7 protein-coding genes are annotated in these 7,410 nt (G+C 64.5%); 3 read left to right on the top strand and 4 right to left on the bottom strand.

Annotated elements, in window-relative coordinates; translation table 11 throughout:
- Window positions 1–222 precede the first annotated feature (222 nt).
- Genes MBTS_RS17115 through MBTS_RS17100 form a run of 4 tightly spaced genes read right to left on the bottom strand, consistent with a single transcriptional unit; the run spans window position 223 to window position 3,419 of the window.
- Window positions 223–963, bottom strand: a complete 741-nt coding sequence (locus MBTS_RS17115) for a molybdopterin-dependent oxidoreductase (RefSeq protein WP_018042294.1) — start codon at window positions 961–963, stop codon at window positions 223–225.
- Window positions 960–1,700 carry a cytochrome b/b6 domain-containing protein gene (locus MBTS_RS17110; protein ID WP_238254302.1) on the bottom strand — a complete coding sequence of 247 codons (741 nt, stop codon included), beginning with the start codon at window positions 1,698–1,700 and terminating at the stop codon, window positions 960–962. The genes MBTS_RS17115 and MBTS_RS17110 overlap by 4 nt, the downstream gene beginning before the upstream one ends.
- Window positions 1,678–2,265, bottom strand: coding sequence for a class I SAM-dependent DNA methyltransferase (locus MBTS_RS17105; protein WP_056146662.1), 588 nt, complete (start codon window positions 2,263–2,265; stop codon window positions 1,678–1,680). Before MBTS_RS17105 ends, MBTS_RS17110 begins: the two co-directional genes overlap by 23 nt.
- Complete coding sequence (locus tag MBTS_RS17100; protein ID WP_147833347.1) at window positions 2,262–3,419, bottom strand: acyl-CoA dehydrogenase family protein; 1,158 nt, start codon at window positions 3,417–3,419, stop codon at window positions 2,262–2,264. Before MBTS_RS17100 ends, MBTS_RS17105 begins: the two co-directional genes overlap by 4 nt.
- Before the next feature lie 480 nt (window positions 3,420–3,899).
- Here MBTS_RS17100 and MBTS_RS17095 point away from each other — a divergent pair, with 480 nt between their 5' ends.
- From MBTS_RS17095 to MBTS_RS17085, 3 genes are all read left to right on the top strand, one after another.
- On the top strand, window positions 3,900–6,041 hold the full coding sequence (locus tag MBTS_RS17095) for a helicase-related protein (RefSeq protein WP_192216097.1): 2,142 nt from the start codon (window positions 3,900–3,902) through the stop codon (window positions 6,039–6,041).
- Window positions 6,038–6,703, top strand: a complete 666-nt coding sequence (locus MBTS_RS17090; RefSeq protein WP_056146659.1) for a metallophosphoesterase family protein — start codon at window positions 6,038–6,040, stop codon at window positions 6,701–6,703. Before MBTS_RS17095 ends, MBTS_RS17090 begins: the two co-directional genes overlap by 4 nt.
- A 312-nt stretch (window positions 6,704–7,015) precedes the next feature.
- Window positions 7,016–7,246 (top strand): DUF6429 family protein, encoded by a 231-nt coding sequence (locus tag MBTS_RS17085; protein ID WP_192216096.1) that lies wholly within the window; start codon window positions 7,016–7,018, stop codon window positions 7,244–7,246.
- The last annotated feature ends 164 nt before the right edge of the window (window positions 7,247–7,410 follow it).

Here is a 7,410-nt window from a genome sequence, read left to right as displayed (position 1 = left end):
CCAGACAACAAAAACAGACGATCACCCAGCCAATCAGCCGGATCATCCATCCGATCACCATCCAGAAGACACAACAGCCGCCCGCCGAACCGAAGTCCCCGCTGGCCGCCGCCGATGAACAGGGATATACGGAGACCGACCCGACGCGTCAACACCTAAAACGACACGTCGATGACAAAGGCCGCAGAAACCCGACGCGAGCCGCCCGCCTTCGAGGGCCGCTCAGATCCCCGCGTACCAGGGGAAGCCCAGTTCGGCGACCATGCTCCCCCTCCCCTTCCCGAAGCCATCGACGTGCTCGACGGCCTCGATCTGGGTCAGGTATTTGAGGCTCTTGTAGCCGAGTTGACGCTCGACCCGCAGGCGGAGAGGCGCGCCGTGGGCGATGGGCAGGTCTCCTCCGTTCATGCCGTAGGCGAGGATCGTCTGCGGGTGCAGCGCATCGAACAGATCGTAGCTGTCCCACCAGCCGTCGACGCTGCGCATCACAATGAAACGGGCCTCGGGCTTCAACCCCACATGGGCGAGGAGATGAGCCAGGGGCACGCCCGTCCAACCCGCGATCGCCGACCACCCCTGTTCACAGCTGTGCAGCGTGATCTGTGTCCTGGCCGGCATCGCCTTGAGGTCGGAGAGGGAAAAAGCCCCCGGCTTGTCGACGAGTCCCGTCACCGGCAGCTTCCAATCGGTGAAACCGACGGCCTTGGATGTTCTGTAGGCGGGAGCGTCCGGATCGGTCGTGTTGATGGTCGGAAAAACGGCGGAGATCGCTTCGGGCCCGAATTCCCGGACGAGGGGTTGTCGTCTGAGAAGCCAGCGCTGCACGGCGAAGGTCAGCCCGTTGCTCCAATCGTAGGGCGTCGCCAGGCGGCTCAGCGCCGGCGCGTCGCAGCCGCCGAGGAAACCAGCGCCGATGAGACCGGCCGACCCCGTCAGAACGCGCCGTCGGGAAAAATCGGTCATCGTTCCGTCTCCGGAGGAATGGTGAAACGCCCGGTGACCATCGAGCGCAGGAGATTACCGGCGCCGCCGACGAAGACCTGCATCACGTGGACGATCAAGAAAAGGACGAGCAGGCTGGCGACCAGGAAATGGATCGTCCGTGCGGATTGACGGCCGCCGAACAGGCTGAAGAGCTCCGGAAAGGCGGTCGTGAACCCCGGAGACATGGTGAGCCCGCTCAGCACCATCACGGGAAACAGGATCAGGACCACGCCGAGATAGGCGAATTTCTGCAAGGCGTTGTAGCGGAGCGCCTCCTTGCCGCGCGCCTTCTCCAATCTGAGATGATCGCCGATTTCCCGCGCGAGATGCCGGGCGGACAGTTGATCCCGATCCGGCACCAAGCTCCTGCGGAGATGTCCGCTCGCCAGGATGAGTAGCAGATAGGCGAGCCCGTTGATGACGAGGATCCAGGCGGCGAGGAAATGGAGGTTCCGACCCCAGCCAGTCTGTTCCAGGTTCACCGGCAGCGGCAGTTCGATCCAGGCCGGCGCGTCGTTGGCACCCGTCTCTCCCCAGAACAGGCGCGGCAGGGCGAGAAGGATGGCGATTCCACTGACCAGCAGGACAAGGAAGGCCGCGGCATTCACCCAATGGGTCAACCTCAGCCAAGCCGGATGCCGGAATACGGTCGGACCGTTCTTCGCCCCGGCGCCCGGTTCCACCGGGACGAGTTCAGGTGATACGGATGAGGACATCGAGTCGGTACCGCTCGGTGCGACTATGATGGTCGACGCGGATGGCCCCATCGAGGAGGCCGATCAGCATGTCCGAGGCTTCGTCCCCCGTCTGCGGATAATGGGTGAGACCGGTCCAGTGAACGAGGACGACGATCCCGCCGGGGTCGAGGGCATCGAGAATGCGCTTGGTCAGATGGGCCATATCGTCGGCGTCGAGGAAGTAGAGCACCTCCGAGATCAGGATCAGGTCGAACCTGCCCTGCGGCCATTGGCCGGGAACGTGCAGACGCTCGAACCGCACGTGTGGGAGCGATTCACAGCGTCCACGCGCCTGTTCGAGGGCCTTTTCCGCCGTATCGAGGCCGATGAGAGCATCACATCGGGATGCCAGAGCCTTGGTGAACACGCCGATGGAGCAGCCGATCTCCAGCGCCGACGCGAAACGCGGCTTCGGCAACACGTCCAAGGTCGCCGCGTATTTGGCGGCCTCGTATGTGCTGGTGGTGAACTGCCAGGGGTCGGGATCGTCGGCGTAGCGGTTCTCGAAATAATCCGGCGGCATCGTCTGCGAGTGACGCGTCATGGGACATCTCCGGAGTCGCGCCAGAGATCACCGGCGGACCCGGTCTCACCAAGGACATAATGCGCGGCGGATGTCAGCGCGAAATCCGGCGCCGGCTGTCGCAAATAGGTAGCGAGATCGCGTGAGGCCCGTTCGAGGGGGTGATCGCGCAGGAAGCCCAGCAACCCCACGGAGCGTTGAGCAAGCTGCAGCACCGACAGCCCTGCGGCCTCGACGGCGGTTCGCGCCAGGTGAACGTAGGCCACGATTCGCTCAGGGCGGAGGTCGTCCTCGAATACGATGCGCGCGGCGCGCTCCACCCAGAGGCGGGCGCTCTCGGTGGCGACGAGCCCCTCCCCCAGCCGGGCCGATTGATGCGGATCGTGACCTCGCCCGGTCCGGCGCAGATGGTCGCGCCAGATATCGAGCACGGCCTCGATCCCCCCGAGCTGGACGGCGGCAAAACGCCAGGCGCCGCCGAAGAAATACGGCTGTTTGGAATAGGAATCCGCCTCGCCGAGCAGACCGTCCTGTGCGATCTCGAGCCCGGTGAGATCCACCTTTCCCGTCGCCGAGGCGCGCATTCCGTGGGCCCGCCAAGCGGAGAGATCGGCCCGCGTGCCGGATGCGAGCTCGGGCACCACCATGAAGGCGCGGTCGCCGGGGATCGTGCGGGCGGTGACCAGGGGACGGGTGACGAAGCCCGCGCCGGATGCGAGGATCTTGCCTGCCCTCAGACGATAGCCACCGGGCTGCTCGACGAGCTTCAACCCGTCATCCGCGGGCTCGGTGTTCCAGACACCGAAGAGATGCCCCCCTCGCGCATCGGCGAAAAGACGGGTGCGCTGGGAGGCGTCGCCATATCGTGCAACCAGTTGAAGGGCGTTGACATGGCCCTCGTAGAGTCGACCGAGCGCCAGGCTTCCGCTCCCGATGATACGCAGCACATCGCAGAGATCCGAGGCGCCCGGCTCCTCGCCGAGGCCGGCGCCTTGCTCGTCCCGCGGTATCGGCGCGGCGAGCAGGCCGAGCGTACGCAGATGCTCGATATCCGCGGCCGGGAACCCGCCATCATGGTCATGTTCGGCCGCCCGCGCGGCGGCGGCCCGTGCGACCATCCTCGCGGCATCGACAATGCTGTGGGCGACCCGTATCGGCTGGTCCACGCTGTTCATCCTCTCCGTGCGGCCGTCGCGCCTCGATACCGACCATTCATGACATGGGACCAGGAGGCCGGACAGATTTCGGCCTGCACTCGATCGTATGACACCCCGACGCGAACATCCGTCGTTTGTCCGCTTCCTCCTCGTCGCACGTGGCGGGATCCGAGTTCCGGTACGGAAAGATCAGAATCGATCGATCGAAAAGGAGAATAGACGCGCGCAGGTTCTTGCCTTCGGTCATCGAGGAAGCAGTGAGTTGTCTCGACAACCAGCGAAACCTTGGGCCGGTTCAACGCCATGCGGCCAAATCGTGCATTCCTGTCGCGACGCTCGATCCGCCGCGTAAAAATGCGGCCTTATCCACATCTCCGGGATAGGCGGCGGGCCTGAGATCGGGCAGCGTCGCCATGGCTCCGCATTCGCCTCGTGTAGACCCACGAGACGATGCCGGGTCGAAGCGGCTCCACGAACGATTGTCCAGGATCGATGCCCATGGCGCGAAAGCGCGCTCAACCCACCGTCGATATCCTGAGGGACGTCGTCGCCCGTCTCGGGCTTCCGCCACGGTCGGTGGACATCGAGGCACTGCGGCTTCACCTCGATCTTCCGGAATTCGGTGGCTATGTCGAGGATGCGCGTGTCGGCAAAGGGCTGCGGCGCATGAAGGCGCAAAGCGCGTTCGCGAGGACAGGCGCCGCGGCGGTGAGCAAGAGCGTGCCCGGGCTCAAGGTCACGGTCGCCGAGAACGATACCCTCCTGTGGCGAGTGCGCGTGCTGCTGCCGCTCCTCGATGGCAACCGTCTGGATGTGCGGGTGGAGGTTCCCCTGGAGGGCGTCGCGGCCGAGATCGTCGCCGGCATGGCGGAGCGCAACGACCCGACCTGGCGCATCGAGACGTTGCGACCCGCCGTGGCCGAGATCACCGCACGGACCGGACAGACGCTCCACGCCTTCATCGAACGCCTCAGGGACGCGATCACCGGGGATCTGCGCGAGGTCGGCGCCGACGCCGTCACCTATATCGATCACATGGACCGTTCCCTCCGCTCGCGGGTGTTCCATGCCGGGCCGAATCTCGGCCGTTCCATGAGCGACACCCTGGCCCCGGTGCGCAAACGCGCCAAGGTCGTCGCGCGAGAGGATTCCCGCCTGCGCCGCCTGCGCGATCAGGTCGGGTTCGGTGCTTACATCGAGAAATTCACGGTCGCCCGGCGCCTCGGCCGTCGCATCATCTTCCATATGGGGCCGACCAATTCGGGCAAGACCTACGCGGCCCTGCAATTACTCGCAGCGGCCCCGACGGGGACTTATCTCGCGCCGCTGCGGCTCCTTGCCCTCGAGAATTACGAGGGGCTCGCCGAGCGGGGCCTCAAGGCCGGGATGGTGACCGGCGAGGAAGTACTCGGCGAAGACAGGCCGACCCACACATCGCGGACTATCGAGACCGCGGATCTGATCCGGCCCGTCGATGTCGCCGTGATCGATGAGATCCAGATGCTCTCCGATCCTGACCGCGGCTGGGCCTGGACCAACGCCCTCTTCGGTATCCCGGCCAAGACCGTCGTCGTCTGCGGGTCCGACGATGCGCTCGCCGCCGTCCGGCGCGCGGCGGAGGCAGCCAACGAATCGCTCGAGGTCATCACCTTCGTTCGCAAGACGCCCCTCGTCCTTCTGGACAAGCCCGTCCCCCTCGAGGACGTCGAGCCAGGGGACGCGGTCGTCGCCTTCTCGCGACGCGCAGTGCATGAGAATCGCGAGATCCTGGTCGCCGCCGGTCACAGCGTGGCGACGATCTACGGCGCCCTGTCTCCCGAAGTTCGGAGAGCGGAAGCCGCACGGTTCCGCACCGGCGAGGCCACCGTATTGGTCACCACGGATGCGATCGGCATGGGTCTCAACCTCGGGCCCCTGAAGCGCATCGTCTTCTCCGCGACCCGCAAATGGGATGGGGTCGGCGAGCGTGCATTGACGAATTCCGAGATTCGTCAGATCGCCGGGCGTGCCGGGCGCTTCGGCCATCAGGATGTCGGTTACGTCGCCGCCACCGACGCCGTTGGCATCGAACCGATCCGCGCCGCGCTCGCCGGAGCGCCGACGGCACCGGCCGCCGATACGCGCTTCTTCGTGCGCCCCGATCTGATCGCGATCCGATCCGTCGCGGAGGAGATGCGCACGGCGAGCCTGCGCGAGGTCATGACGCATTTCGCGCGGTCCACCTTCTATGCAGGGTCGCCGTTCCAGCCCTCCGCCCTCGACGAAATCCTCGATGTCGCGAAGGTCATCGACCGCGCTGCCTTGCCGATCGAGGAAAAGTTCGCCTTCTCGGTCTGCCCGGTCAACCGGCGCGATGAGATCGCCATCGCCATGCTGGAACGCTGGGCGCAGGCTCGGGCCACGCGCACGACCGTTCCGGCGTTGCGTGTCAATCTCAGCGGGGAACTCGATTATCAGGAACGGACGGTGCGGCTGGCGAGCGCTTATCTCTGGCTGTCGCGCCGCTTCCCCGAAACCTTCGACGACGACGAACAGATCCGTGCCATGCGCGGCCGGGCCAACGCCGTCATCGAGAAACATCTAAGAGAGACGGCGACGCGCAAGGCCGAACGTCGGCGGTCGCGGCCGGGAGTGCGATGACTCGTCTGACTTACACCATCGGCGACATCCACGGATGCGCCGATGCCCTCGAGCGACTCCTGGCGGAGATCGCTCATCATTGCGGTGGTCGCGACTACCGCCTCGTCTTTCTCGGCGACTACATCGATCGCGGACCGGACAGTGCCGGCGTCCTGCGAATCCTTCAGGATCTCGATCGGACGGGAGGCGAGAAAGCCACGTTTCTCATGGGCAATCACGAGCGGATGTTGCTCGATGCCTACGAAAAGCCCTTCGGCGTCACCGCCTGGCTGGAGAATGGCGGTCGAAGTACGCTGGCGTCATTCGGCATCCGCGATCCGGAGGAGCTGCCGCGCGATGCGCTCAACTGGATGTCGGGCCTCGACACGGTCCATGAGGATGAGCGGCGCTATTTCGTCCATGCCGGGTTTCGCCCCGGAAGGCCCGGTATCGACCCGGACGTGGAGGCCAGACTCTGGATCCGAAAGCCGTTCCTCACCGAGGATTTCGATTTCGGCAAGCACGTCGTCCACGGCCACACCCCGCAAAAGACCGGCAGGCCGGACGTTCATCCCTTCCGAACGAACGTCGACACGGCCTGTGTTTTTGGATGCCTCCTCACCGCAGCCGTATTCACTCCTGAAGCCGGCCCCGCCGTCGAGTTCCTGCAGGTGAGCATGTGAACCGGAGAATTCGATGACCGCTTCCGTTCGGAACGACCGTTGGGGAGAGTGAAAGTATTTTTGGCGAGTAGACCGCCAAATCCATGGTGCTGCCATCCAGCAGAGTATGGGCGATTGGTTTCAGTGATGAGATCCGTGATCGGACTTATCCGCACAAGGCGGCCGTGACCTCGCGCTCATAGCTGTTTGGGGTATGATCAGCCTTGGCGGATTTCGAAAAGAGGGCGTTTACCTGCTCTTTCGATGAGGCTCATCCTATGCATCCGGTGAAGACCACAGCGCTTTCGGGCTTTGCATAAGAGGTTTGTGAAGATGGACATCGACGAGGAGAAAATCGACGCCGCTGTTCTAGCGCTCCTGCGGTTGACGCTTCACGATGAGCGTCGTGCCTGGAAGGGCTTCGACTGGAACGCGATGGAACGCCTTCACCGGAAGGGGATGATCTCCGACCCGGCGAGCAAGGCGAAGTCGGTCGTGCTGACCGACGAGGGGCTGTGTCAAGCGGAGGAACTATTTCGAGTCCTGTTCGCTCGGATCGAATGACTGCGCTGCCAAGTCTGCGGTTTGCGGGCCGGCTCTTCCCGATCCTGAGCAGTTCGACAGCGACAGCGTTTGTTTTCTCTCTCAGGCATTTGACACGCAAAAGCCCGCGGCGTTTGACGCTGCGGGCTTTTGCGTGTGGTGTTTTGGTGTGTTTGGTTGCGGGG

The sequence above is a fragment of the Methylobacterium bullatum genome (assembly GCF_014845095.1).
Classification (GTDB): Bacteria; Pseudomonadota; Alphaproteobacteria; order Rhizobiales; family Beijerinckiaceae; genus Methylobacterium; species Methylobacterium bullatum.
The sequence above is the reverse complement of the archived record's forward strand: the minus strand, read 5'-3'. Positions and strand labels throughout refer to the sequence as shown.

Excerpts from the sequence above, each read along its gene's own strand:
- MBTS_RS17115 (WP_018042294.1), bottom strand. The coding sequence starts at position 963 with ATGACCGATTTTTCCCGACGGCGCGTTCTGACGGGGTCGGCCGGTCTC.
- MBTS_RS17110 (WP_238254302.1), bottom strand. The coding sequence starts at position 1,700 with ATGTCCTCATCCGTATCACCTGAACTCGTCCCGGTGGAACCGGGCGCC.
- MBTS_RS17105 (WP_056146662.1), bottom strand. The coding sequence starts at position 2,265 with ATGACGCGTCACTCGCAGACGATGCCGCCGGATTATTTCGAGAACCGC.
- MBTS_RS17100 (WP_147833347.1), bottom strand. The coding sequence starts at position 3,419 with ATGAACAGCGTGGACCAGCCGATACGGGTCGCCCACAGCATTGTCGAT.
- MBTS_RS17095 (WP_192216097.1), top strand. The coding sequence starts at position 3,900 with ATGGCGCGAAAGCGCGCTCAACCCACCGTCGATATCCTGAGGGACGTC.
- MBTS_RS17090 (WP_056146659.1), top strand. The coding sequence starts at position 6,038 with ATGACTCGTCTGACTTACACCATCGGCGACATCCACGGATGCGCCGAT.
- MBTS_RS17085 (WP_192216096.1), top strand. The coding sequence starts at position 7,016 with ATGGACATCGACGAGGAGAAAATCGACGCCGCTGTTCTAGCGCTCCTG.